The organism is Sporosarcina sp. P7, from assembly GCF_002743425.1.
Lineage (GTDB): Bacteria > Bacillota > Bacilli > Bacillales_A > Planococcaceae > Sporosarcina.
The window spans coordinates 1-23,273 of the sequence record NZ_PDZF01000021.1 but is presented as its reverse complement, the minus strand read 5'-3'; the positions used below and the strand labels follow the sequence as shown (position 1 = coordinate 23,273).

The window sequence follows — 23,273 nt, the reverse complement described above, 5'->3', positions numbered from 1 at the left end:
ATGTGAATTCACATATTCCTATGTTACGACAAAATCTACTTTTTTTTCCTCTTTAACGACGAAATTCTTTCCGTAAGACCACTTCCGCCACATAGCTTCTAGTGGCCCCATTCGGAAATTCGTCAACCATACCTGCGCTATAATGAGCTGAATCGCAAAAATCCCGAGTGCCAGCCACGTGCCGGTCACTATATCTACTTTACCATACAGACCTACTCCATATGAATAAAATATCATCGTCGCAATGATTGACTGCATAATATACGTCGTAAACGCCATTCTGCCTACTTTTGCAAACGGTTGTGTCATTCTTTTCAAAAACGGAACTTGAAACAGCAATAAAAATAATGCTGCGTAGCCAAGCGTCAGAATGGGGCCACCCACTATGGATTGAATGAGTAAGATATTCTCAAATTTCGGTCCGTCCCAGCTTGGAATGTTTTTCAAGGTTATGCCAATCGGAATGAATACTAGCATCGCAAGAAATAACTTTCCTTTCAACGCATACATACGCTCAATCATCTTGAATTTCGATAACGCTGCACCGAACATAATCAAAGGCAATAGGATAAAGACTGCTGTAATCGAACCAATGATTTCAAAAGTAAAGAATTCATTCAAACGGAAAGCTAGGATTTCTCTGAACGTTCCGTTTCCATAGGAGGAAATCGCACGTTCGATCTGTTGTGTATCCACGAATCCATCCAACATACTGGAAGTGGACCTACTGCGAGTCAGCGCCAATATACCGTACAACAATAGCGTGGGCACAAAATAAATCACGAGTGAAAGTGTCAACAACCACTTTTTTGGAATCCGGATCACCGCAATCATGATGAATCCCATCAACGCATAGGTGAACAAAATATCCCCTGACCAAATGAGCAACGCATGCAGCACGCCAAAAATCAGTAAAATCCCCATACGGCGTGCCATGAATGACGCGAACTGTGTATGATTTCTCCATGACTTCTCATACTGCATATTCACACCATAGCCAAATAACATGGCGAATATCGGATAGAAACTAGCTTCTATAAACACATCGATAAAATGAAACATCGACTGCTCATGCGGAATGGTATACCACGAATACGGATCCATATACGCATACGGTGAGTGGAAATGAAGCATATTCGCAATCAATATCCCGAGTAACGCAATACCTCTCAAATAATCAAGTGCTTCCACTCGTTCTGTTAAAGATGTAGGAGTCAACTTCAAACATATTCCTCCTGTAAGCGAATCATTTTTGCTCCACTGAATAAGTACAGCACCATTTCTTTAATTTCGATGGAAAGAATGGATTCCAACACATTCTTATACAAATTTAACTGAGTGCCATACCGAACTTGCATTTCTTTGGCAATTGCCGAATCGGAACGAAATTTACTGACATCGTCCGTTTTATAATCCACGAGTACCCACTCACCGTCTTCATGAAATAGACAGTCGGCAATACCTTGTAACAACTGAAATTCACCTTCAACAGCTGGTAGCGCATAAGTAAACGGCATTTCACGCAACACCTCATCGGCTTGCTGCATCCGTTTGCCTAGTGACGTCTCGAAAAATGCTACAATCGCCTGAACGTCAATCGCGGCTGCTTCTTCTTTTGTCAGCAGTTCACGTGTTTCAAGCTGCTTGACAAATTTTTTGGCACTCGTTTGATCGAGTCTCTCTTTCAAATCCAGATGCTGCATGACGGTATGCATCGCGGTTCCAATTTCCGCTGTCGTCAATGAACGTTTCTGTAAAAACGATGGTCGTGCATGAAGGTTTGAGATGCGTTTCGTGGCGCCTTGTTCCATTTCTTCAAACGGATCCGCGTCTCCTCGTTCTAACTCAAGCAACGCAATCCGCTTCAACTCACTGACGGATTGTTTCGAAGATAATTCCACCGCAAATTCAAACGGATAATGCGCATCAAAACGGTTTCGCACTTCTTCCACCAACTCGGGATCCGCCATGGCATTTTCCTGATCGACAGGTATCCAGTCCTCGATCTCCACTTCATTCGTCTGATGAAAAGCAGAAAATGACAAGGCATTGACTTCCCATGATGACGAATCCGCGATTAGTTCCCCGCCTGTCATCTTACCAAACTTACCAAAATCCATATGACGCGCAACGGCTGGTCCTATCCAGTCGAGGTAACCGGTTGCCCGTGAACGTGTGTATTCCGGCAAAGGATCCTCTTCATCCAATAACTGTGCTTCTTGCCACTTGTTTATCGTCTTTTCGATGTCTTTAACGGAGGCAATCAATTCCAAATGCTCTTTAGCACGTGTCATGGCTACGTAGAGTACGCGCATTTCCTCTGCTCGCATCTCTAGCTCCTTTTTCTCTTTGATCGCTAGAAACGGTAGTGACGTGAACATGATCCGTTTATCCGGATCGATCGCTTTGACGGCGAGTCCAAAATGCTGATCAAACAAATACGGATTATGGAAATCCATTTTATTAAACGGACGTCCCATTCCCGCTAAAAATACATACGGGAATTCTAGACCTTTCGATGAATGAATGGTCATGATCCGCACGACGTTTTCCTTTTCGCTCAAGAACCGCGCTTCCCCAAGATCATCTCCGCGTTTACGCATGCGGTCGATAAATCGAAGGAAACGGAACAATCCACGGAACGACGTCTTCTCGTAGGCCATCGCCCGGTCATGTAATGCACGCAGATTGGCTTGGCGCTGTTTACCGTTTGGCAAAATCCCAACCATTTCGTAGTAATGCGTATCTTGATATACTTGCCAGATCAATTCTGATAACGAACCGTGCCGGGCCATATTTCGCCAATCTTCAAGTAATAGGAAAAACCGTTGAAGCTTTTGCTGTGTAGCTGGATTCACTCCCGCACCACCTGTCTGCATGAATAATTGCAGTGCTTCATAAAACGTCGCATTGCGATTGACGAGGCGAATTTGCGCGAGTTCATTTTCGGTCATGCCAACAAATGGCGCACGCAACACCGACACGAGCGGAATGTCCTGGTATGGATTATCAATGACACGCAATGTATTAAGCATAATCATCACTTCAATCGCGTCAAAATAGCCCGAAGATAAAGATACATAGACAGGAATCCCAGCGGCTTTTAGTTCATCCGCAATTTCACTCGACCACGTCATCGACCGCATGAGTATGACAATATCCCGGTATTCTAGCGGACGTTGTGTACCACTAAATGCATCCGCTACTTGCGCCTGTTGATCTTTCCACGCCTTGATCTTCTGTGCAATACACCGCGCTTCCACTTGGGATTTCTTCAGCTCTTGCTGGGCTTCTTCCTCTTGCGACATGTCATCTTCTTCATTTTCATACAAAATCGTCAAGCCCGCAGATACGTCTTTTTCGGGATATTGCGCACCGTATTTTAACGCGGCCGCGTCATCATACTCTATTTCTCCCACTCGCGTTCCCATGATCTGCCTAAAAATATAGTTCGTTGCATCGAGCACTTCTTTACGACTTCGGAAGTTGGCATTCAAGTCAATTTTTAATCCTTGATCCCCTACTTCAGATGTAAAGCGATCATACTTCCCTAAAAATAAACCTGGTTCTGCCAAACGGAATCGATATATTGATTGTTTGACGTCCCCTACCATAAATAAATTGCCATCTACTTCTCCGCCTTGCTTCACTAACTGCAAAATAGCTTCTTGTAAGAAGTTTGTATCTTGATACTCGTCTACCAATACTTCCGCAAATCGATTTCGGTAATCGTTCGCAATATCAGAAGGTACTCGCTCCCCGTCGACTTCTTCGGATAAGATCTGTAACGCATAATGTTCGAGATCCGAGAAATCCACTAAGCCGCGTTCTTCTTTCAACGTTTGGTAACGCGCCGCAAAATCCTCTACCAATCCGACGAGCGTGTGCATAAGTGGTGCCATCAAACGTATTTCTTCTAATAATCTGGCAGGTGTGCGAGTAAAGTACGTATCTTTTAATGCAGTGACCATTTTCTTCACTTGATCACGCATCGTCTTACCACGTGCAGCCAAGTCTTCATCACATGTACCTTTACGAATCGTACCTGCTTTGACCCACTTCAACGTCTGGAAATACGCAAAGGCATCTTCCCACTTCCCGTGAAGCATATAGTCGAGCGCTCCGTCAATCCATGCTTCATCAGCTTTCGCGGTTTCAAGCAAAGGTGCCGGTCCATCACTCATGTCTGCTACTCGCTGCAAATCGCGCGCAACCGTCTTAGCTTCTTCAAGCGTATGCTGAATCGATACTTTCAGCGATTCGATGAACGACAATTCGTCAATCGTCGCATCCTCACCAATTTCATATTGCTGTGGAATGAGTTCTAGCCACTGCGATGGATTCGGATGTACACGGGAATAATCATAGAGTTTATCCATCAGCGTCTCGATCGCCTGATCATTCCGGTCTGCTGTGAAACTATCACTCAAACGATAAATGGCTTCCGGATCGGGCTGACTGTAGGCATCTTCCAACACAAGGGCAATCGTGTCATCACGTAAAATCGCCGCCTCTGTTGCATCGGCAATACGGAATCCGGGGTCTATATCCAATACATATGAATACTGTCGAACGACTTGCAGACAAAATGAATGCAACGATGAAGTCTGTGCTTTATTCAGTAAATTCAACTGTCTGCGCAAATGGACGGAAGAAGGATCCTTGACGATTGCTTCTTCGAGTGCACTCGCCATACGGTGACGCATTTCGGCAGCCGCCGCATTTGTGAATGTCACAACGAGTAGCTGATCCACGTCTATCGGGTGTTCCGTGTTCAATACTTTTTCAATCATCCGCGTGATGAGGACTTTCGTTTTCCCTGAACCTGCTGCGGCAGATACGAGAATATCTTTACCGGACGCGTGGATTGCTTTCCATTGATCGTCCGTAAATGTCTCATGTGGCGGCTTATCTGGAATTCTCATCTGGATCGATCTCCTTCCTCATCATTTCTAGTGATTCTTCCGGCTTATAGGCCGAATAGTTCCGTGTAGGCTGTGTCGGATCTGTACTATCAAACTGACAAATTGACTGATACGAACAGAACGTGCACGGCATATGTTCTTTTAGGCGGTACGGATAGACACGTGTATCACCTGACAGCATGCCGTCTCCTGCCTGCTGATGTTTCTTGCGGACAAATGAACGTAAGATATTAATATCTTCAGGAGGCACGACTTTCGAATTCGAATAAAACGAGCCGTCTTTCTTTAATCGTGCTGGAACAATTAACGACTCACTTTCAATATGGTCATCCATCGCCAGTGCAACGTCCGCATCTTCCACTATATAGCCTTGCATTTTATAGGATTTCAATAACTCTTTTTCCACAGCCTCTTCGTTTAACTCTTTTGTCAAACGCAACATCGGATTGTGAACATACATATAGAGCACACCTGCGGGATTTGCGTAAACGCCGAGCCAATCTTCCGCATGCTCGAGTGCCACATCTAGATACGTCAGCATTTGTAGCGATAAGCCATAATACACTTCGGTCAAATCAAGCGCACGGGCTGACGATTTGTAATCGACTACTCGCAAATACGTCTGATCGTCTTTTTTCATCGTATCAATTCGGTCGATTCGTCCTCTAATATGCATCTGTTGACCATTTTTCAAATTGATTTCAAGCGGTGCGATTTCTTCATTCGGACCAAAACCTGCCTCGATCGCAATCGGCGTAAAGCTTGAATTACGCGCTTGCGACTGTAGTGCACGGATCGTCCGTTGAATAATTTGCATCAACTTTCGTTGTATATACGCATAGCGTGGACTCGACAATAAAATTCTATGGAAGAACTTTGGCGCAAGTGCATCGATCGCTTCACGACCTAACTGCCAGCACTGTTCTTTCGTCAACGCAGCCCAGGACAAACCTTGGCGCATGACTTCGTCAGATACCCATTTCAATGCCGCATGGAATAAATCCCCGATATCCGGTGCTTCCAGCTGGAATTCAAAACGCTCTTGCAAATTCAGACCGTATGTCGTGAAATGTTGGAACGGACAACTGTAATACGATTCTATCCTGGATACACTCGTTGTAAAGGACGAACCATACAAACCTGTCGTCAGTTCCGTATCGAGCAACTCGGTTTTCTGTCGCTTCAATGCGGGTTGAACGATGGACTCTATAACTGAAGACCACAGTGGATCTTCCTTATAATACGCTAGAACCGCTTGCCATTCAGGTGCGATTTCTTCCTGTGTTGAAGCTTGGCGCATCATACGAATCGCGTAGGACAGCGCAACGTCTGGATGTTCGATATAGGCAAGCTTGTCTTCATCCTCGGATAACTCCGTTGGTTCCATGACAGCGATCTCCGTAGGTATATTCGATACAATTTGCTGTAATCTAGGAATGTAAAGTGATGGAATTAACGCTTTCCCTTCTTCATCCGCAATGGGATAGCTGACAGTCAAACGCGCACTCGCTCCGGTAAACGCTCGATACACCATATACGATTCACGCATGAGTTGAAGTTTGGTCGTAGGTGCGAGAGTCATGCCGATTTCACTAAACAACTCTCGGTCACTGTCCGAAAGTAACCCTTCATGATCATTACGCAAAGGCAATACCCCTTCATTCGCACCGAGAACAAACACCGCTTCCACATCCATCGCATTGAATAACTCTATCGTCGTCACAGTGACTTGATCGAGCGAAGGCGGAATCAATTTGAATTCTAGCGTATCGAATCCTTCATCCAATATTTTAATGGCTTCTGCAATCGGCAGTTCTTTCTCACCGAACATCAGTACAAACTGTTCCAGCACATTAATCCAACTCGTCCACGCTTGTTCATGTTCCGCTGCTGCTTGCAAACGATTTATTGTATGTTCCGTTTGCTGCAATTCTATTATTTTATCGTAAATATGAAGAGATTCTATTGTGTAAAACAGCGCTTCTGCCACGTCTTGACCGGTACGAGAAGACGTTAACTTCTGCTGTAACTGCTCAATTGGTTCACGAATCCTATCGCGGGTCTCAGCAAACTCTGCTTGAGTCGCGAGTTCTTCATCCGTCTGTACGGTACGGACTTTTTCCAGACCTCTATAGCGACTGACCTTCCAACGCTCTTCATCTTGCCAGCGGGATTTACCATGGATTCCTTTAGCCAGTACGAAATTCTCCAAACGGTCTGCCCGCTCTCTCCACACTTGTTTACTTTCATTGATCGGGAAAAACAAATCCGTCTTCACTGCCCTAAACACCGCTTCATACGACCAATCTGTCCGCACCGCTTCAAGCAATGAACGCACAAATTCAATCAACGGATGATGAAGCATCGGTTTCTTTTGACTAATGAACACAGGAATATCATATTGCGTGAAGATGTTTTGGATCAATTCGTTATAAACATCCGGTTGACGATTGACAACCGTCATCCCACGGTAACGCTTGCCTTCACGCATCATCTTGCGAATCGAACGCGCCACTGCATGAACTTCCGCGCGGCGATTCGATGCTTCAATTAGTTGGATCGCGCCTTCTGATTCAAACGATTCAGGGGGATAGTGATCAAACTGCTCTTCCAAATGCACCAATTCTTTACTGGAAAAGCGTTTCAACTCTGTCAAATGAATACGTTCTTCACGATCGACTGATTCACTATAGGCCAGCTGCTGAAGCGTTTCATACTGTTGCTGTGCTGTATGGAATAATTCATGCTCGCTGTTATGCACTTTTTCCTCCATTGGTAACACGACCGTAACGCGCTTCGTATATTTCATTAATTGTGTAATAATTGTGTATTCCTGTGTCGTGAAATCGCCGAATCCGTCTATATAGATCGACGCATCCTGCAGCCACTCCGAATGCGCTAACTGTTCAGCTAACGCATTTAGTTGCCCTTCACTGTCCATATAGGTCGTACCGAGACGTTCTTCTATTTTCTCAAGCAACAAGTGCAAGTCATGCGCTTTATCTTGCAAAATTCGAGGAGCTTGCTGATCGGCAAGCGAAGTCATCAATTCGGAAAATGCTTGCTGATCGATACAATATTTACTAAATTCCTTCATGATGTCACTAATTTGCTCAGCGAACCCGTGCTTCGAAGCAGCTTGCTTAAATAGCTTGAACGATTCCTTATTGTCTTCTAGCACACTGCGTACGAGCATGCGATAGCCGAAACTATCTACCTCTTCACGTGTAATGCCGCCGACTTCCTGCAGGACCCGCCATGCAAGACGCTTGAATGTAAGTACTTGCGCACGGATCATACCAGTCAATCCAGATTTGACGGATAAACTGTATTCCATCGAGTAAGATAGTTGATCAGGTACGATGACGATAATAGGCGCTCCCATCGGCCGTTCTTTCAATTCTTCCGCAATTTCCTGTTCAATAAAAGTGGTCTTTCCTGTCCCGGAGCGACCTGTAATAAAGCGCAGTGACATAGTTCTCTCCCCTTTCGTTGGAAGTTGGATTTATACAAGTTCGTTTAGTAAGTTAGTAAGCGGCTTTCGGTTGTGGTTCTGCAAGTGTTTTTCTATTTGCGGTTGGACAGGATTTTGTTGTTTTGCTGACCGTGTTAGTTGAGATTTCATTGTCCCCACTTCGGCACTCGTGGTAAACGACTTCGTTAAAAACGTTGTAGCGCACGTACAACACAAAATATCTTTGCACGAACGTTAACCTATTGCGAGAAATTTTTATCCACGACACAATGGTCAGTCCCACAAACTAGTTGATCAGCGTGGAAGGCGGCGACTCCCGCGGGAATAGCATGAGCCTTGAGACCCCGCAGGGAGCGAAGCGGACGAGGAGGCTCAAGCCATGCCCGCAGGAAAGCGTCCGCCTGGAACGCTGATCAACGGTGCCATTCCACTTTCCATCTACCCTAATTCAAAACAAAAAATCCCTATCGCTCTTTCTTCCATTGTACCGAAAGAAAAGAGAGACAGGAACCGTTAACCTTTATTCTTTTTTACGATCACCATGCACACTAGAAAAACTCCTGAAATCTTCTTCTACCTTCCGCGTCAACCTGCGCTCGAACCATTTCCCCACCAACCACAGCAAGAAAATAACGACAAACATAATCAACGTCCGAATCGGCTGCGTGACGAGCGCTCGCACATCATACCCAATAAATGTAATCATCATAATCATCACCAGCTTACCAAGCATCAGCACGAACAAATAATTCTTCTTATTCATATTCGACAAGCCCGCCACAAGATTCACCAAAGCGGAAGGCGTAAACGGAAAACAAATTAAGACAAACAACGGTCCAAAACCATTACGCTCGACCCATTGAATTAACTGTTGCACCTTTTTAGGACGGGTCAGGAACGAGAAGAACTTGTTGCCGCCAAATCTCCGGACGAGCAAGAACACCACATACGAACCCGCTACCGTTCCAGCCCAGGAAAGCAGAAAGCCTAGCCAAAAACCGAATGCGATGGCATTGGCGATAACAAATACGAAAAGTGGCAGAAATGGGAGGAATGCCTCCAAAAACGTTGGAATTAATCCCATGAAAAAACCTAGAGCCTCATACTGCTCTGCCAAATCCTCCACTTTATCAATTGATAGCCATTCATTCATCGCCAACACCCTCACTGATTTTCATAATTTTTAGTCATAACGCTGTGGAATTTGTTGAATTATAGTATACTAGCTCCTAGATTGGTAAAAGAAAGATGGGCTGCCTAGTGAATACAACCTTTTTTCATGGCCTGAAAGCAGGATCGAGCATTGCCATTGGCTACTTTCCCGTTGCGCTGACATTCGGACTGCTCGCTAAAACGACTGGCCTCTCGATTATCGAAGCAACCGCAATGAGTTTATTCGTCTACGCGGGAGCCGCTCAATATATGTCACTTAGCTTACTTGCGACCGGTGTTGCGCCGTGGCTCATCGTGACGAATACATTTATCGTCAATATTAGGCACTTTCTCATGACGGCTGCTCTAAGCGAGAAAGTGGAGCCTGCGCCAAAATGGAAGAAAGCCATCTACGCATTTGGAATCACTGATGAAACATTTTCCGTTCTTGCTACGCAGAAGAATCGGCAAGTCACGACCGCCTTTACGTTTGGCGTTGCCTTGATTGCCTATAGTAGTTGGGTGATCTTTACAGCAGTTGGTCACGTCATCGGAGCCAACTTACCACAATTTCTGCAAAAAGCGATGTCCGTTGCGCTCTATGCGATGTTCATCGGCCTGCTCGTCCCTTCCATGAAAGGCAATCGCAAAGTGGTGTTGCTCGCCGTGATTGCAGCAGCCATTCACTGCGCACTGTTTTACACGCAGTTACTATCTACTGGATGGTCGATCTTGGTCGCGACGCTCGCCTCCGCTATATTTGTTGAGATTCTTTATGTAAAGAGTAATAAGAACGTCGAACGCTTTACTAAACGGAAGGAGGCAAACTGATGGGATCTATGTATTGGTGGATGTTGCTTGGCATGGCCGTTGCTACATATGTACCCCGAATGATTCCGTTGACCATTCTTGACGGCAAGGAATTACCGCCAATCGTCAGTGGTGTGTTGCGCAATATTCCATATGCAGTGCTTGGTGCACTTATTTTCCCGGCTATTTTACATATCCAAGATGATATTCTTTTCGGTGTAATCGGTGCGATCACAGCGTTTACACTAGCTTTCCTCGGCCTCGACGTAATGTTTGTCGTGATTGGTACCATTGCAGCGCTCGCCGTGTACAGTTTATTTTAACTCTTAGTCTCACTATTCCCCACTGTGGAGACAATTAAAACAGGTACTAGCTAGTATTTGAGACAAAAAAAGCGGTTTTCAAAGCATATACGCTCTTTGAAAACCGCTTTTTCACTCCTCGGTTTGATTCAGTCGTGCATTCTTCACCATGCGCGATGCAAACCAAAAACCTACTGTCAAAGACACCGCATCCGCTACATACAACATCCAGTTATGCGTATAGCCCGCATAGACCGATGCTGCGATAAGCGACAATGTCAATATTAATCCAACGACGTGATGAAATGTCACGCGCGTAAAAAATACAACTAAAATCCCTGGCAACAACATCGCAAATAGTAACTTCGTATCGAAATCATGCATATTGTTCTCCCCTTTTAACGCACAACCACAATACCTAGACGGAAGTGGTCATGACGGAACAGCACTTGTTGCTTTAAACGGACCTCTTGATCACGGCCGATTACTTGTAAACGACAGTGTGCGGCATTGACTTGGATCGCATCGTATAATTCATCTTCATTATGAATCGAGATCCCGTTTACCGACTTGATCAAATCACCCGGCACTATGCCCATTTTCTCTGCAGGTGAATCGCTAAGAACCGCTACTACATACACACCTTCTGATTGAGGCACTAACAACACTTGCTTATTCCGTTCTGATAGTGAAATCATAGCACTCAACAAGATACGGCATAGAACCCCGGCGAGCAATGCTGCCCAACCAAGTACCGGCATCCAAATTGCACCAATACCTACCACCGCGACAGCTACACCGAGCCAAGCTATCGCTTTTCCCATTTTAGGAAGTAGCACGTCCGGGAACGTAGAACGAATCCATTGCGAGAATCCGATGACTACTGGAACCGGAATGAATGAAAATTGTTCTGAACCCAGTGTGAATTGCGGCCAGTATGGAGCAAATTCCGCTACCATATGTCCAGGTACTATAAATACCACCGGCACGAGCCATAGTAACTTCGACTGATAAATTGCACCACGCATTCCGCGCTGAGTCGGAATGAACGATGGAGACGTATGACGCGCCGCATGACGACGAACCAACAAGCCTTCTGAAATTAACAACAATCCTGCAATAATCGGTACCGTAATCGCTAATGTACCGAAGAAGTCTAGGTCTTCTTGAACGAACCACGTGCCGATTGAAAAATCTCCTGCAAAACGATCCAATGCCCACAGCGCAAAAAATGCGAGAGTTACATAGTAGATCGGTGAGGCTAGTTTATAGGAGAAGGATACGATAACGAGCAACATGATAACGGATAAAATAATGATCCAGTTAAAATCGACGATCAATCCAACGCCAGCGATTAAAATCGATAGAACTAGACCGTGCAACCAACCTACTGAAATAGCATGTTTCATTTCAGTGGAACTTTTGTTTATGCCCACATTGAAATCTGTTCGCTCGCGGCTTACGCGTTTACTGCCAAGCATATAGGCAGCCACTAAAGCGATTAGCCAGACGGGATTCAGAAAAAAGTACAGTACTGCATCTTTTAAATTAAGTAATAGTTCGCTAGACATCTTCTGTCACCTTTCTCGCTTGTCTTTATAGCTCTTTTCTTCATTGTACAAAAAAAGAAGGAAAATAGCGAGAGAGTTCTGAAGGAAGTTCCAATTTAAGCTAAATTGCATGAAAAAAGAGGCTGTTCGCACGTGTCCTGTTTTTTCAAGACCTTGCCGAACCGCCTCAGCTATTATTTTTCCAGTTTATTGACGAGGAAATCGACCGCCATACGCAACTGTTTGTCGTTCTTTGGCTCAGCCCGATATTCTTCTGCAGCCGTTTTTAATGCCGTGAAGAATTCTCTGTCCATATCATAGCCTTCTTTGATTTCATACTCCGCGCGGAATGCATGTACCGCTTCTGCCGTTTCGCGATCGAAATAGCCATCCGTTCTACCTGGACGATGATCAAATGCTTTGAGCATGCGTTGCGCATACGCAACTTGGTCATTGAAATGCCCTTCTTTCATAGTATCTGTTACCATCTGCAAGTGCTCTGTAAATAAAGCATTCTGTTTTACTTCAATATCTGCTGTGACCCCTTTGCCATGAATCCACTTTTCTTTAGGCGTCAACCATTTACTCGTCGATAGTTTCAATTCTCCACCGTTAGATAATTCCATCGTTTCTTGTACGGTTCCTTTGCCAAAACTTGTCGTGCCGATAATCTCACCACGTTTCAAATCTTTGATCGCTGCACTCAACACTTCACTTGCAGATGCGCTACCTACATCCTGTACGATAACAATCGGGACGTGTTTCAAGCGTTCATTAAATGAAAGCTTATCGTCCTTCTCCGTTGACACTGGCGTTAAATTCCCTGTTGCATCTTGCATTACGACGAACGTTCGATCTTCTTCCAATAGACTACTGGAAATTTCGGATACAGCCGTCAAATAGCCGCCCGGATTACCGCGCACATCAATGATGATAGCTTGGGCACCTTTTTTGAGGACGTCAGACGTAGCCTTTTGCCACTCTTTTGCTGTCTCTTCACCAAACATGCTTAGCGCTATGTACCCGAGCTTAGCATCCCGTTCTTTAATCAGCTCATGCGACACGGATATCACAGGCATGTGATCGCGTGTGATGGTGTATTCCATATGCTTATCCGCTTCAGGTCGGAAAATAGTCAACTTCACTTCCGTCCCTTTTTCGCCCCGTATCATATTGACTACGTCGCGTAATGTTTCATTGGCCAAACGTTCTCCGTTGACACGCACAATTTCATCATAAGGCTGTAATCCCGCCTTTTCAGCTGGACCTCCTTTAATTGGCGCTACGACAATATACTTGCCATTCGTCCGTGTCATTTCCGCACCAATTCCTACACGTGATCCTGCGAGTGATTCCCGGTGAGACTCTGCTTCCTGTTCGGTCAAATACGTCGAATACGGGTCACCGATTGTATCGGTCATCCCACGCAACGCCCCTTCAATCAGCTCGTCCTTCTTGACTGGGTATACGGCTCGCTCTTGAATCTTTTCAAATACCTCATCTACTACAGGTAACTTACTGATCGACTCATTCTTTGCAGCTTCCTGCTTCCCGCAGCCATTTAGCCATATGGCGCCCATCAGTAATAACACCCCCACCAAAAAAAGCCTGCTCTTACGCATTCATAACCTCCTCCTCTCTTCACTATATGAAGAAAGACAAGGAGTTACGACACGAGAACAGACTCTTTTTTCAGTCCATGGAATCGACTAATTCATTCAATGTTTTTTCATCTAATGGGCCAATGACTTTTTGTGCAATGCGCCCTTCTGTATCAATCATATACGTTGTCGGCATCGAGAACACACCATACGTATGTGTGACTTCCGCCGTCTTGTCTAGCGGAATCGGGAAGCTTAATTCATAGGAAGCCACAAACTTTTCCACTTCACCTATGCCACGTCGCTCAGATTCTGTGACGTTGACTGCGATGAGTTCCACTTGGTCTTCATCTGTAAGTTTTGAATAATAACTTTCCATATGCGGCATTTCTGCTTTACATGGAGGACACCATGTAGCCCAGAAGTTCAAAATAACTTTCTTCCCTTTTAACTCGGAAAGCGTCACCGTTTCGCCTGCAAGTGTTTCAAGTGTAAAGTCCGGGGCAAGTGAATATTGCTCCAAACCTTCCTCTTCTTGCAATGCATCTGCCTGGCTTGCTTGTGTAATCGGTGTTTCCACCGATTTTTTCTGGCCAGTAGAATTTTCTACCATGATAAAGATCAATGCACCGACGAGCAATGCGGTAATAATATATCCGATCATTTTCTTACTCACTTTACCTCTTCCTTTCCACTAATCGGTTGGGCGGAAGATTTCTCTACCCCCCACATTAACAAACCAATAAAAATGGTCGTGATGAATGCTGTGTTCAATAGATTTCCTTGAATGGCGGATACGAGAAAATGAACCGCTAGCAAGACACCTGCAAGTTCGCTCACTGTATTGACTTTCTTTTGTTGACACCACCATGACAGCATAAAGACGGCGACAAATAATAGAATCGTTGCGCTTTTCACAACCAGACTGCCTTCATTAAGAAACGTCATAGCGATTTGATAGACAGCTTGCCAGCAAATTAACGCAAGCAATAACGACCATTTATCGATACGCTTCCACTTCTCTTTATATACTCGCCGAAGCATCAATAAACCTGCTACGACTAGCCCGAGTATCCAACCAAACTTTCCTCCGTGGAAATAAAGAATAGACAGTGGATTTTTCATGACCATAGTGAAATCTGTTAAAATCACTGATAATTTCCAAATGATTACGACATGGAAAAATAGATCTCCGATTCGTTCGCCATGCACTTTGCCAAAGTATAATCGAATGAAAAGATAGGTCACTAGGAAACCCGCAATGAAGGCAATCCAAGAAGACGGCATCGTAATAGAACCGATTGGATAATACTGCGTAACCGGCATTGTCCATCCTCCTAATCTTTCTATGAACGTATGAAAACCCACCTTTTCAGGCAGGTTTTCAATTTATGCTATACTAAAAAGAAACGTAATGCAAAGGATTGACTGCACTTGGTCCTGTGGCGGAGAAGTTTCCTATATGCACTTCAAAATGCAAATGCGGACCTGTTGAGAAGCCTGTCGAACCGACCGCTCCAATGAATTGACCTTTATCGACAGATTGTCCTGAACTTGTACCAATCGAGGAAAGGTGAGCATAGACCGTCGTCATGATCTGACCCTTTACAGAGTGCGTGATCATAATCACGTTACCGAACCCTTCCATACTGCCCGTATACGATACTACACCATCTCCTGCCGCTACAACCGGAGTTCCTGTAGGTGCACTAATATCCATTCCACGGTGCTGTTTTCTCACTTTCGATATCGGATGAGTCCGCCAGCCAAATCCTGAACTGAAACTACCCGTTGTCGGTTTTGTCCAGGATCCACTTGAGACAGGCGGAGCAGCATTGGAACTGGAACTGGAACTGGAATTCGAAGATGCACTTGAACGGCTATTTGCCGCGGCGGCTGCTGCTTCTGCTGCCAATCTTTCTTGCTGCAACTTATGCTTTCTCGCCTGTTCCTTACGAGCGATTTCCGCTAAACGATTTTGCTCTGCGATAATCTTCTTCTCAAGTTTAGAACTGAATGCTACCGTTTCGCTATATTCTTCTTCTAACGCGCCTTTTTCACTCGAAAGTTTTTCTTGACTCTTTTCGAGCTGATTTACCACTTCTCTTTTTTCAAGCTTTTTGTTATGCAATTCGTCTTTCAATGCTTGAATTTTTTGCTTGCGCTCTTCTTGTTCCGCTAATTTCTGCTCAACAAGTTTCTTTTCTTCCTCAAGCAACGCTATATCTTCTTCTTGCTGTTGAATGATTTTTCGATCTGCATCCATCAATGTAGATACTGCCGAGAAACGGTCAATGAAATCCGCGAAACTGTTAGCGCCAAGAAGCACGTCCAAATAACTGACTTGGTTCCCCTTGACTTGCATAACGCGAACGCGCTCACGCAAAACTTCGTCTCGTTGTTTGATTCGAATCTCTAATTCTTTAATAGATGATTGAAGTTCCTCAATTTCAATTTGGGTCTGATTCATTTCTGCAATGATCCGATCCATATTTTGATTGGTTTCTTCAATTTTGTCATTTAGTTTTTTAATTTGGGAGACCAGTACATCGACTTTCGCCTGTTTCTCCTGTATCTGAATTTCTTTTTTCTGAATAGTAGAATCTAAATTTTTCTTCTTGATATCTGCTGCATTTTTTTCATTCTGCAAATCTTTCAAAGAGTCCGCGAAGACGTCTGCGCTGCCAACCGTTGTGGTAAGCAGACAAATCGCAAGGACACTTGAAATGATTCTATGTCTTTTTATCAAATTCTATTTCTCTCCTTAGTAAAACTTACGATTTCAAGAATTTCCTGACGGACATGAAACTGCCCCAGACGCCAATAAAGACGGCGACGAATAGTAGTAAAAAGTTTAATTGTAATAGGAATGGGTTAGGATCTAGCAAATGGAATAATTGATTTTGCAAACGACCTTCCCAGAAACTATACAACTTCGAATAAAATGTCGTCATAAGAGCCATCGGAAGAATCGCACCGAGAATTCCAAGCCACACGCCTTCGAGCATGAAAGGAATCCGTACGAAACTATCTGTTGCACCGACCAGTTTCATAATATCGATTTCTGTACGTCTCGCCACGATGGTGAGTCGTATCGTATTCGATATGAGGAACATAGCGGTAAACAGCAAGGCTACTATTAAGCCGAGTCCGATGTTTCGTCCTATTTTTAAGACATGGAAAAGTTTTTCTACCTTGCCTTCTCCGTACTCCACGTCAAAAGTATGCGGGTACGTTGCGATTTCATTTGCGATGGATGCGGTGTTTTTCGGATCATCCGCTTTAACATATAATGCATCACCGAGGGGATTGTCCTGTTTATAGAGCGCTAACTCATCACCGAACGATTGAATCATGCTCTCCAATTCCTGTTTTCGTGAAGAATACTGGACTTCGGCAACACCTGAGGTTTCTTTGACTTCCTGCAATAGTTCCTGGACTTCATCTTTACTAGCGCCTGGTTCCGCGACTACTTTGATTTCCACATCATTTTCGATGTTATCAGCCAGTTGATTCAAGTTCATCATGATGACGATGAATACGCCAATCAATAATAAAGTCACGGTCACAGCGCTCACTGAAGCAAAGGTCATCCAGCCGTTTCGACTAAGACTTTTGAAACTTTCCCGAATATGACGTCGTACTGTTCTAGATTTCATTGGAGTATTCTCCTTCGTTCTCATCTCGTGTGATGAGTCCGCCTTCGATCTGTATCACGCGATGTGGTTGATTATCTACAATATCTTTATTATGTGTAGCCATAATAATTGTGGTGCCTTGTGCATTTATCCGTTCAAAAATCTTCATGATCTCCCATGAAGTCTCTGGATCTAAATTCCCTGTCGGTTCGTCTGCAATAACGAGTTTCGGTTGATTGACGATCGATCGTGCAATCGACACGCGTTGCTGTTCTCCACCTGACAGTTCATTTGGAAACATTCTAGTTTTCTTGGTGAGTCCTACTAATTTCAGCACTTCTGTCACTTTTTGACGTATGACACTCGGTGATTCTTCAATTACCTCTAGCGCATACGCGATATTTTCGTAGACAGTCAGTTTTGGCAGAAGTTTAAAGTCTTGAAATACTACGCCAATTTGTCTTCTCAAATAAGGGACATCTTTTCTTTGCATTTTTGTTAGTTCCGTATTGTTGAAGTAAATCAAGCCACTAGACGGGACTTCTTCACGATACATCATTTTAATGAACGTGGATTTACCTGCGCCACTCGGTCCAACAACATATACAAATTCCCCTTTTTCGATTTCGACATGAATTCCGTTAGACGCTACAACGCCATTCGGGTACTTTTTGTATACATTTTTCATTACAATCATACATCATAACCACCTGAATTTTGTTTTTCTCTCATATTCGCCATTTTTATTATAGCATGGCCTTCATATTACTATGTATTACAGTTATGTATCAATTAATCAAGCAAGCGAAATAGGTAAAAAATGTTCTTTATGAATGAACAAAAAAATCGCCACCAAGAAAATCTTGGAGACGATTGAGTATTCATTATTTCTTTTCAGCTAACCAAGCAGCAACTGCGTCTGCTTCTTCGCCTTGAATAATACCAGGAGGCATAGCGCCTTTACCATTCACAATCACGTCGTGGATTTCTTCTTCAGAAAGTGTTGCACCAATTTTATCAAGTGCTGGTCCTGCTCCACCTTCTAAGTTTCCTCCGTGACATGACGCACAGCTTTGTTGTACAACTGCTTCTGCATCTACTTCAGAAGTAGCTGCGCCGTTGTCTTTTGTCGCGTCATTATTTGGTTCTGAAGCGTTGTCGTTGCCTCCACCACAAGCACCGAGAACTAGTGCTGCTCCGAAGAGTGTAGCCAATAGTTTGTTCTTCATGTAATATCCTCCCTTTTACTTAAATTTTTCTAACATATAGTAGTATACCAAATCTCGATCGATTTATGGTGAATAGAGAGGATAAAGTTACAAATTATCGAGGATAATCGTGTTTTTCGTCTCTTTCATCCCATAAAAGACGCTTTGGTAGTAAGTACATATATAGTATTGACCAAATTGACAATTCTTAAACATAACATTTTGTCATGTGGGTAAAATTACGAGTAAATGCGGCGTCCACTATGGAATTGGAGATAAATAAAGATAACTCTTTGTCACAGTCTGTAATATTGTAACGTCTTTGTAATATTCAAAAGACAAATGTGACAAGAGTTCACATACATAATCAATTACAAGATGATTTTTCATTTACTATGGTCTACTTTCAGTTTAAACGGTGAAAATTAACAGCCAAGCCAACTTACGGTGAACTATACTAATTGTCACCCACTTACATTGTAGGGATTTGCGCGTCCCCTCCGAAGCGAAAATCCCCCACCCCAACAACCATTCCAGTCTATCTACCTCAAAACTCATAATGAAACTACTCCCATTTTTCAAAAAAACAGCCACAACGAGTCATGTAGAAATGACTTGCCCGGCTGTCTTTTTATGATTAAGAAATTCTTGAACGCAAATACGCATTAATAAACTGGTCGATCTCGCCGTCCATCACAGAACTAACGTTACCTGTCTCTTCATTCGTACGGTGATCCTTCACCATTGAATACGGATGGAAAACATACGAACGTATCTGACTGCCCCAACCGATTTCCTTCTGCTCGCCACGGATATCCGCCAAACGCGCTTCCTCTTCTTCCACGCGAATCTGGTAAATCTTCGCTTTCAAAAGATTCATCGCACGCTCACGGTTCTTAATTTGCGAACGTTCCGTCTGACACGTAACAATCGCACCTGTTGGAATGTGAGTCATACGAACAGCGGAGTCCGTCGTGTTAACGTGCTGTCCGCCGGCACCGCTTGAACGGTACGTATCAATTTTGATGTCTTCCATCTTCAGATCCAATTCAATATCGCCGTCAAACTCTGGCATGACTTCAATAGAAGAGAATGATGTATGGCGTCTGCCTGAAGAGTCGAATGGGGAGATCCGAACGAGTCGGTGTACACCTTTTTCCGCTTTTAAGTAGCCGTATGCATTATGCCCTTTAATTCCAAGTGTGACAGATTTCACGCCCGCTTCGTCACCTGCTTGATAATCGAGTGTTTCGACTTTAAAGCCATGGTGCTCTGCCCAGCGCGTGTACATGCGAAGCAACATCGACGCCCAGTCTTGGGACTCGGTGCCGCCTGCGCCTGAGTGTATTTCAACTACTGCACTATTTTTATCAAATTCATCGCTCAATAACATTTGAAGATCGAATTGCTCCATCTTCTTTTTGAACTCTTTTAATTCGGCTATCAGATCTTCTTGTAACTCTGCGTCTGCTTCTTCCCGTAGAAGTTCAAGCGTCATTTCCAAATTTTCTTGTATTTCGTTCAATTCGTTATATTCACCGACAATGTCTTTCAATGCATTCGATTGTGAAATAACCTTTTGAGCCGCGTCCTGGTCATCCCAGAATCCTGGCTCTAGCATCATTTCATCTAACTCCTGCATGCTAGCCTCTTTGTTTTCTAAGTCAAAGAGACCCCCTAAAGTCCGCTAATTTCTTAGCTGTTTTGTCGAGATCATTGCGAACATCGGATAATTCTATCATAATGGTTTCCTCCTGAGTGGTTGTTTCTCTTTATGCTTTGCCGTGGCAGTTCTTGTACTTCTTGCCGCTACCACACGGACAAGGTTCGTTACGTCCGATATTGACAGTACGTCGGATAGGCTTTTTAGCAACCGGTGCGCCGTCTTCTTTCGGGTTGTTCGCTTGACCTTTTGCTACTTCTTCGCGCTCCAAGTTATTGCGAATTTCTGCCTTCATGACATACTTCGTCGCATCGTTTTCGATCGCCATGAGCATATCTTCAAACATGGCAAATCCTTCAGCCTGGTATTCACGAAGCGGGTCATTCTGTCCATATGCACGTAAATGAATTCCATTACGAAGCTGATCCATCGCATCGATATGATCCATCCACTTGGTATCAATCGCACGCAACAAGACGACCTTCTCAAATTCACGCATCCGCTCTTCGGACATTTCCTGCTCTTTCTCATTATAGCGCGCAATGACCAATTCGTGAATAAATGTTTGCAACTCTTCTGGTGTTTTACCTTCTAAGTCTTCTATTGTCACGGTATCTTCAGCTAATAAGTTCGCTTCTAGATAGTCTTTTAAACCTTTGGAATACACGGTATTGTCTGCAGTGTGGGTCGCCACGACACGTTCAATAACCGAATCCAACATATTTTCAAGTACTGGGCGAATATTTTCCGAACCAAGTACTTCATTACGCTCTTTGTATATCACTTCACGCTGCTGACGCAGTACATCATCATATTGTAATAAACGTTTCCGTGAATCAAAGTTATTCCCTTCTACCCGTTTCTGGGCAGATTCAACTGAACGTGAAACCATTTTCGACTGGATCGGTGTTTCATCGTCCATACCGAGTTTGGTCATCATCGACTTCATTTGTTCGGAACCAAAACGGCGCATTAGTTCATCTTCTAATGATAAATAGAATTGCGTAACGCCCGGGTCCCCTTGACGCCCTGAACGTCCACGTAGCTGATTATCAATTCGTCGTGACTCGTGTCGCTCCGTACCGATGACCGCTAAACCGCCCACATCCTGGATATGATCGCCCAGTTTAATATCCGTACCACGACCCGCCATGTTGGTTGCAATCGTTACCGCACCTTGTTTACCAGCGTCTTGAATGATTTCAGCTTCTCGTTCGTGATTCTTCGCGTTCAAGACATTATGCGGAATGCCGTATTTTTTCAAGAATGCTGAAATGATTTCTGACGTTTCGATCGCTACTGTACCGACTAGCACCGGTTGGCCTTTTTCGTGTCGTTCTTTAATATCTTCTGCTACCGCTTTATACTTTCCATCCATCGAGGCATAGATCAAGTCCGGACGGTCATCACGAGCAATTGGTTTGTTGGTCGGTATGGCAATCACGTTCATATTGTAGATGTTGCGGAACTCTTCTTCCTCCGTCTTCGCTGTACCCGTCATTCCAGACAGTTTTTCATACATACGGAAATAGTTCTGGAACGTAATCGTCGCAAGCGTCATCGACTCATTCTGAACTTCGAGTCCTTCTTTCGCTTCAATCGCTTGGTGCAACCCATCGCTATACCGACGGCCTTTCATTAAACGTCCCGTGAAGGAGTCAACGATGACCACTTCGCCTTCTTCCACAACATAGTCTACGTCATTATGCATACTTACATGCGCTTTCAATGACTGATTGATGGCGTGGTTTAGCGTCACGTGTTGCAGATCGAATAAGTTCTCAATGCTAAATGCCTTCTCCGCCGCTTCAATCCCTTGTTCTGTCAAAACCACACCTTTAGTCGACTCATCGAACGAGTAATCTTCTTCTTTTTTCAGTGTGATCACAAAGCGATTGGCTAAGCGATATAATTCCTGGGCTTTCGCTGCTTGACCTGAAATGATCAGCGGTGTACGTGCTTCATCGACTAAAATGGAGTCCACTTCATCAATTACGGCGAAATGAAGCGGGCGCTGTACCTTATGTTCATTATACAGCACCATGTTGTCACGCAAATAGTCGAAACCGAGTTCGTTGTTTGTACTGTATGTGATGTCGGCTTCATACGCTTCACGCTTTTCTTCTTTGCTGAGACTGTTCAAGTTCAAGCCTACGGTCATACCGAGGAATGAATACAACTGCCCCATCTCTCCCGCGTCACGGCTAGCCAAGTATTCGTTAACGGTTACTACGTGGACGCCTTTGGAAGTCAGCGCATTTAAATAAACGGCGAGTGTAGAAGTCAACGTCTTCCCCTCACCGGTCTTCATCTCTGCAATATTCCCTTCGTTCAGCGCTGCAGCACCCATGATTTGCACGCGGAACGGATATAACCCGAGCACGCGGCGAGAAGCCTCACGAACGACAGCAAACGCTTCAGGTTGCAAATCTTCAATGGTTTCGCCTTGCTGATAGCGCTCTTTAAATTCCTCTGTTTTCGCTGTCAATTGTTCGTCTGACAGTTTTTCCATATCCTCAGCCAATAATTCTACTTGATCGGCAATTTTCTCAAGTCGTTTTAAGTCACGTTTGTTTGGATCGAACATTTTATTCAATACGCCAAGCATTTATCGTCACATCCTCATAGCTTCATCAATTAGCAGGACGCACCTGCCAGTTGTAAGTTCGTTGTCTAAGTATATTTAAGCCACACTCCATTTTAACATTGTAAAAAGCTAGGTGCAAATGGTGCGCTGTATCTTTTTTCCTAAGTTTGTTTTGGGATGGGTGGACTTAGTGTTGGGGTGGGGATTTGCGCTTCAGAGGGGGACGCTTTTGAAGTGACCCCCAAAAGTTGGACAAGTTTTATTACGCACTAAGCTGGTGGTGTGTCCGATATTCTATCGGACTCATCCCTAATTTTGATTTAATACGTTTGGAGTTGTAATAGGAGATATATTCGGCTAGC

Annotated in this window: 19 protein-coding genes; 3 read left to right on the top strand and 16 right to left on the bottom strand. The window is 44.1% G+C overall.

Annotated elements, in window-relative coordinates; genetic code table 11:
- Nucleotides 1–18 precede the first annotated feature (18 nt).
- The 3 genes from CSV60_RS14815 to addB are packed head-to-tail and all read right to left on the bottom strand — an operon-like array spanning nt 19 to nt 8,400.
- Nucleotides 19–1,224, bottom strand: a complete 1,206-nt coding sequence (locus CSV60_RS14815; RefSeq protein ID WP_099637513.1) for a DUF418 domain-containing protein — start codon at nt 1,222–1,224, stop codon at nt 19–21.
- Complete coding sequence (gene addA, locus CSV60_RS14810; protein WP_099637512.1) at nt 1,221–4,925, bottom strand: helicase-exonuclease AddAB subunit AddA; 3,705 nt, start codon at nt 4,923–4,925, stop codon at nt 1,221–1,223. The genes CSV60_RS14815 and addA overlap by 4 nt, the downstream gene beginning before the upstream one ends.
- Nucleotides 4,909–8,400, bottom strand: coding sequence for a helicase-exonuclease AddAB subunit AddB (gene addB, locus CSV60_RS14805; RefSeq protein WP_099637511.1), 3,492 nt, complete (start codon nt 8,398–8,400; stop codon nt 4,909–4,911). Before addB ends, addA begins: the two co-directional genes overlap by 17 nt.
- 379 nt (nt 8,401–8,779) lie before the next feature.
- On the opposite strand from addB, the gene CSV60_RS15915 reads away from it, so the two are divergent.
- Nucleotides 8,780–8,917 carry a hypothetical protein gene (locus CSV60_RS15915; RefSeq protein ID WP_158233191.1) on the top strand — a complete coding sequence of 46 codons (138 nt, stop codon included), beginning with the start codon at nt 8,780–8,782 and terminating at the stop codon, nt 8,915–8,917.
- Nucleotides 8,918–8,920: 3 nt separating this feature from the next.
- Here the strand turns inward: CSV60_RS15915 and CSV60_RS14800 are convergent, their stop codons facing one another.
- Nucleotides 8,921–9,553, bottom strand: coding sequence for a TVP38/TMEM64 family protein (locus tag CSV60_RS14800; RefSeq protein ID WP_099631053.1), 633 nt, complete (start codon nt 9,551–9,553; stop codon nt 8,921–8,923).
- Between the two features lie 95 nt (nt 9,554–9,648).
- Between CSV60_RS14800 and CSV60_RS14795 the strand changes: the two genes are divergently transcribed.
- Both CSV60_RS14795 and CSV60_RS14790 read left to right on the top strand, forming a co-directional pair.
- On the top strand, nt 9,649–10,383 hold the full coding sequence (locus CSV60_RS14795; RefSeq protein ID WP_099631054.1) for an AzlC family ABC transporter permease: 735 nt from the start codon (nt 9,649–9,651) through the stop codon (nt 10,381–10,383).
- Nucleotides 10,383–10,685, top strand: a complete 303-nt coding sequence (locus CSV60_RS14790) for an AzlD domain-containing protein (protein ID WP_099631055.1) — start codon at nt 10,383–10,385, stop codon at nt 10,683–10,685. Before CSV60_RS14795 ends, CSV60_RS14790 begins: the two co-directional genes overlap by 1 nt.
- 111 nt (nt 10,686–10,796) lie before the next feature.
- Here CSV60_RS14790 and CSV60_RS14785 read toward each other — a convergent pair whose 3' ends face one another.
- The 12 genes from CSV60_RS14785 to CSV60_RS14730 form a co-directional block, all read right to left on the bottom strand.
- The gene (locus tag CSV60_RS14785) at nt 10,797–11,048 is read right to left on the bottom strand and encodes a CsbA family protein (protein ID WP_099631056.1); all 252 of its coding nucleotides are present in this window, start codon (nt 11,046–11,048) and stop codon (nt 10,797–10,799) included.
- Between the two features lie 14 nt (nt 11,049–11,062).
- Entirely contained in the window at nt 11,063–12,235 is a 1,173-nt protein-coding gene (locus CSV60_RS14780) for a PDZ domain-containing protein (RefSeq protein ID WP_099637510.1), read from the bottom strand.
- A gap of 173 nt (nt 12,236–12,408) precedes the next feature.
- Complete coding sequence (locus CSV60_RS14775) at nt 12,409–13,836, bottom strand: S41 family peptidase (RefSeq protein WP_099637509.1); 1,428 nt, start codon at nt 13,834–13,836, stop codon at nt 12,409–12,411.
- Between the two features lie 70 nt (nt 13,837–13,906).
- Complete coding sequence (locus CSV60_RS14770) at nt 13,907–14,491, bottom strand: peroxiredoxin family protein (protein WP_099637508.1); 585 nt, start codon at nt 14,489–14,491, stop codon at nt 13,907–13,909.
- The gene (locus CSV60_RS14765) at nt 14,488–15,141 is read right to left on the bottom strand and encodes a hypothetical protein (RefSeq protein ID WP_099637507.1); all 654 of its coding nucleotides are present in this window, start codon (nt 15,139–15,141) and stop codon (nt 14,488–14,490) included. Before CSV60_RS14765 ends, CSV60_RS14770 begins: the two co-directional genes overlap by 4 nt.
- A 73-nt stretch (nt 15,142–15,214) precedes the next feature.
- Nucleotides 15,215–16,564, bottom strand: a complete 1,350-nt coding sequence (locus tag CSV60_RS14760) for a murein hydrolase activator EnvC family protein (protein ID WP_233189646.1) — start codon at nt 16,562–16,564, stop codon at nt 15,215–15,217.
- Between the two features lie 25 nt (nt 16,565–16,589).
- Nucleotides 16,590–17,474: a permease-like cell division protein FtsX gene (ftsX, locus tag CSV60_RS14755; RefSeq protein ID WP_099631061.1), complete on the bottom strand. Its 885-nt coding sequence runs from the start codon at nt 17,472–17,474 to the stop codon at nt 16,590–16,592.
- Nucleotides 17,464–18,150: a cell division ATP-binding protein FtsE gene (gene ftsE, locus CSV60_RS14750; RefSeq protein ID WP_099631062.1), complete on the bottom strand. Its 687-nt coding sequence runs from the start codon at nt 18,148–18,150 to the stop codon at nt 17,464–17,466. The genes ftsX and ftsE overlap by 11 nt, the downstream gene beginning before the upstream one ends.
- A gap of 187 nt (nt 18,151–18,337) precedes the next feature.
- Nucleotides 18,338–18,682, bottom strand: coding sequence for a cytochrome c551 (gene cccB, locus CSV60_RS14745; protein WP_099637506.1), 345 nt, complete (start codon nt 18,680–18,682; stop codon nt 18,338–18,340).
- A gap of 616 nt (nt 18,683–19,298) precedes the next feature.
- Nucleotides 19,299–20,400, bottom strand: a protein-coding gene (gene prfB / locus CSV60_RS14740; protein ID WP_099631183.1) for a peptide chain release factor 2 whose coding sequence is annotated in 2 segments (ribosomal slippage) — nt 19,299–20,327 and nt 20,329–20,400 — 1,101 coding nt in all. Because the reading frame shifts where the segments join, the coding sequence is not laid out codon by codon here.
- Between the two features lie 33 nt (nt 20,401–20,433).
- Nucleotides 20,434–22,932, bottom strand: a complete 2,499-nt coding sequence (gene secA / locus CSV60_RS14735; RefSeq protein ID WP_099637505.1) for a preprotein translocase subunit SecA — start codon at nt 22,930–22,932, stop codon at nt 20,434–20,436.
- A 241-nt stretch (nt 22,933–23,173) separates the two neighbouring features.
- Nucleotides 23,174–23,273 (bottom strand): IS3 family transposase (locus tag CSV60_RS14730; RefSeq protein ID WP_143560918.1); only part of this gene is annotated, 100 nt, incomplete at its 5' end.

Bases quoted from the DNA above. Each gene is read 5' to 3' on its own strand.
- addA (WP_099637512.1), bottom strand. From the start codon at position 4,925: ATGAGAATTCCAGATAAGCCGCCACATGAGACATTTACGGACGATCAA.
- addB (WP_099637511.1), bottom strand. From the start codon at position 8,400: ATGTCACTGCGCTTTATTACAGGTCGCTCCGGGACAGGAAAGACCACT.
- CSV60_RS15915 (WP_158233191.1), top strand. From the start codon at position 8,780: ATGCCCGCAGGAAAGCGTCCGCCTGGAACGCTGATCAACGGTGCCATT.
- CSV60_RS14800 (WP_099631053.1), bottom strand. From the start codon at position 9,553: ATGAATGAATGGCTATCAATTGATAAAGTGGAGGATTTGGCAGAGCAG.
- CSV60_RS14795 (WP_099631054.1), top strand. From the start codon at position 9,649: ATGGGCTGCCTAGTGAATACAACCTTTTTTCATGGCCTGAAAGCAGGA.
- CSV60_RS14790 (WP_099631055.1), top strand. From the start codon at position 10,383: ATGGGATCTATGTATTGGTGGATGTTGCTTGGCATGGCCGTTGCTACA.
- CSV60_RS14785 (WP_099631056.1), bottom strand. From the start codon at position 11,048: ATGCATGATTTCGATACGAAGTTACTATTTGCGATGTTGTTGCCAGGG.
- CSV60_RS14780 (WP_099637510.1), bottom strand. From the start codon at position 12,235: ATGTCTAGCGAACTATTACTTAATTTAAAAGATGCAGTACTGTACTTT.
- CSV60_RS14775 (WP_099637509.1), bottom strand. From the start codon at position 13,836: ATGCGTAAGAGCAGGCTTTTTTTGGTGGGGGTGTTATTACTGATGGGC.
- CSV60_RS14765 (WP_099637507.1), bottom strand. From the start codon at position 15,141: ATGCCGGTTACGCAGTATTATCCAATCGGTTCTATTACGATGCCGTCT.
- ftsX (WP_099631061.1), bottom strand. From the start codon at position 17,474: ATGAAATCTAGAACAGTACGACGTCATATTCGGGAAAGTTTCAAAAGT.
- ftsE (WP_099631062.1), bottom strand. From the start codon at position 18,150: ATGATTGTAATGAAAAATGTATACAAAAAGTACCCGAATGGCGTTGTA.
- cccB (WP_099637506.1), bottom strand. From the start codon at position 18,682: ATGAAGAACAAACTATTGGCTACACTCTTCGGAGCAGCACTAGTTCTC.
- secA (WP_099637505.1), bottom strand. From the start codon at position 22,932: ATGCTTGGCGTATTGAATAAAATGTTCGATCCAAACAAACGTGACTTA.